Genomic DNA, 2,889 nt, shown 5'->3' with positions numbered 1-2,889 from the left:
GCCGGTTCCGTGACCAAGGTCTTCACGGCGGCGGTCGTCCTGCAACTGGCCTCCGAGGGCGAGCTGGACCTGGACCGCAGTGCCCGCTCGTATCTGCCGGACCTGATCCCGGCGTCGTACGCGGGCGTCACCGTCCGGCAGCTCCTCAACCACACGCACGGCATCCCGGCCCCCGACTTCCCCGGCACCACGGTCGAGGAGGCGTACGCCAACCGCTTCCACGTCTACGACCCCCGGGAGATGGTCCGCTCGGCGACGTCGAAGCAGCCGGAGTTCGCGCCGGGCGAGCGACAGCACTACCTCAACATCGGCTACACGATCGCCGGTCTGCTCATCGAGCGCGTCACCGGCGACTCGTACGAGGATCAGGTCGCCGAACGGGTGCTCAAACCGCTGAAGCTGTGCGACACCTACTTCCCGGGGGCGAACCCGCGGATCGTCGGACCGCACAACCGCGGCTACCAGAGGATGCGGCTGGACGACGGCACGGTCGGGCTCCGCGACGTGACCGTGTGGGGGGTCACGGACGGGTGGGCGGCCGGGGACATCGTGTCGACCACGGCGGACCTGGAGCGGTTCACCCAGGCCCTGTTCGAGGGCCGGGTCGTGCGCGGGCCGCTGCTGGAGGAGATGTTCACCCTGCCGAAGGTGACCGACTCCAAGACCGGGAAGCCGGCCGCGTACGCCTCGGGTCTGTCGATGAAGGTGCTGGGCGGGCGCGAGGTGTGGGGCAAGACGGGCGGGCGCTGGGGCTACAACGCGGCCATCGCCGGCACCCGCAACGGCTCCCGCACCCTCGTCTACAGCGTCAACTCCACCGACGCCAAGGGCCAGGACATGAACAAGGTGGCCGAGGCCATCATGGTGGCGACCTACGGCAGGCCGTAGCGGCCCCCTCACCCCGCGGGCGGCGTCGCCCGCACCAGCCCCGTCTGGTAGGCGATGACGACCAGTTGGGCACGGTCGCGGGCGTTCAGCTTGGTCATGGCCCGGTGGATGTGGGTGCGCACGGTCAGCGGGCTGAGAGTCAGGTCCTCGGCGATCTCGGTGTTGGAGCGGCCGTCCGCGGCCAGGGCCATCACCTCGCGTTCGCGGACCGTGAGGTCCGCCAGGCGTTCCGGCGGTGCCAGATGGGTGCCGGGGGCGGGGGCCAGCAGGAAGCGGGTGATGAGGGAGCGAGTGGCGGCGGGTGAGAGGAGGGACTCGCCGGAGGCCACCGTGCGCAGACCGGTCAGCAGGGTGTCGGCGGTGACGTCCTTGCCGAGGAAGCCGCTGGCACCGGCGCGCAGGGCCTCGGCGACGTAGTCCTCGGTCTCGAAGGTGGTCAGGATGAGGACGCGGGTGGCGGACAGCTCCGGGTCGGCGCAGAGGGTCGCGGTGGCGGCGAGGCCGTCGGTGCCGGGCATGCGGATGTCCATGAGGACGATGTCGGGGCGGTGGGCGCGGGTCAGCTCCACCGCCTCCGCGCCGTCGGAGGCCTCGGCGACCACCTCCATGTCCGCGCAGGAGTCGATGAGGATCCGGAACGTGGCCCGCAGCAGGGCCTGGTCATCGGCGAGCAGCACCCTGATGCTCATGGCGTGGTTCCTTCCGGGAGGCCGGGGGAGGCTTGCAGCGGCAGCGCGGTGGTGACCTCGAAACCGCCGTGGGGGCGGGGCCCCGCGCACAGCTCGCCGCCGATGGACTGGGCGCGTTCGCGCATGCCCATGACGCCGAAGCCGCGCCCCTGGGCAGCCTCCGGTTTGCTGGGGCCCTCGTTGAGGACCGTGATCAGCAGGCGGGAGTGGGTGTATTCGAGGCGGACCTGGGCGGCCTCGGCGGCGGCGTGCTTGGTGACGTTGGTGAGGGCCTCCTGCACGATCCGGAAGGCCGTCAGATCGACGCCCGGTGAGAGCGGCTGCGGCTCCCCTTCCGTCGCGACGGTGACCTCCAGGCCCGCCGACTCGCACGCCGAGACCAGCTCGGGCAGCCGGCCCAGGCCCGGGGACGGTTCCAGCCCCGGGGAGCCGGAGTCGGCGTCGTTGTCACGCAGCAGGCCGAGCGTGGCCTTCAGCTCCCGCAGCGCGGAGGACGTGGTGCCGGTCAGGTCGGTGAGGATCTTCTGGGTCTGCTCGGGGTTGGTGAGGGCGAGATGTGCCGCCGTGCCGGCCTGGGCGTTGGCCAGGGCCATGTGATGGGCGACCACGTCGTGGAGTTCCCGGGCGATGCGCATCCGCTCCTCGGTGACGCGCAGGCGGGCCTCCTCCTCCCGGGTGCGCTCGGCGTGTTCGGCGCGGGCCTGCACCGACTGGAGGTAGGCACGCCGTAGCTGGGTCGTCTTGCCCGCGGCCAGGGGCAGCAGCAGCCAGAAGATCGGGCCGATCGTCTTGAGCAGCAGCGAGACATGGTTCATGGAGTCGGAGAACACGGCCGCGAGGGTCACGGCCACCACGATGGTGAGGCCGTAGACGCGGGTCGCCTTGGGGTCGGTGAGCGCGGCCAGCCAGTAGAGGGCCGCCATCATCGGCGCCAGCAGCAGGGGCGTGACCAGGTAGCCGAGCGCGATCGCGGCCACCGTGCAGCCCCCGGCCACGACGACGCAGGCGCGCGGGTGCGTGCGGTGCTTGAGCAGGACGAGACAGGCCACTCCCGAGAGGACGGTGGCGGTCTTGTCCTGGTCCGGCGGGGCGGCCCCGGGCATGGTCAGCGAGCCGCCGAGGGCCGTGCAGCCGAGCAGCGCCAGGACCATCGCCAGGTCGATGAGGAAGGGGTGGCGTGCCGAGAACTCCTCGAGGCGATCCGCGTACCGCCGCTCCACACTGATGTTCATCGGGCTCTCCGGTCGGTGGGCTGGGACCATCGTGGTCGACTTCGGGCGGGAACGCCCGAGGGGCCGCCCGTGTCCTTCGC

The 2,889-nt window shown here is 71.7% G+C and carries 3 protein-coding genes; 1 reads left to right on the top strand and 2 read right to left on the bottom strand.

The window, feature by feature from the left end:
* Positions 1 to 888 (top strand): serine hydrolase domain-containing protein (locus tag ACFTZL_RS43570; protein WP_382595787.1); only part of this gene is annotated, 888 nt, incomplete at its 5' end.
* A gap of 8 nt (positions 889 to 896) precedes the next feature.
* Here the strand turns inward: ACFTZL_RS43570 and ACFTZL_RS43565 are convergent.
* On the bottom strand, positions 897 to 1,577 hold the full coding sequence (locus ACFTZL_RS43565; protein WP_382595784.1) for a response regulator: 681 nt from the start codon (positions 1,575 to 1,577) through the stop codon (positions 897 to 899).
* A complete protein-coding gene (locus ACFTZL_RS43560) occupies positions 1,574 to 2,809 on the bottom strand; it encodes a sensor histidine kinase (protein ID WP_382595781.1) in 1,236 nt (411 codons plus the stop codon). Before ACFTZL_RS43560 ends, ACFTZL_RS43565 begins: the two co-directional genes overlap by 4 nt.
* Between the last annotated feature and the right edge of the window lie 80 nt (positions 2,810 to 2,889).

The organism is Streptomyces sp. NPDC056948, from assembly GCF_042674225.1.
Taxonomy (GTDB): domain Bacteria; phylum Actinomycetota; class Actinomycetes; order Streptomycetales; family Streptomycetaceae; genus Streptomyces; species Streptomyces purpurascens.
This window is presented reverse-complemented; position numbering and strand designations above follow the sequence as displayed.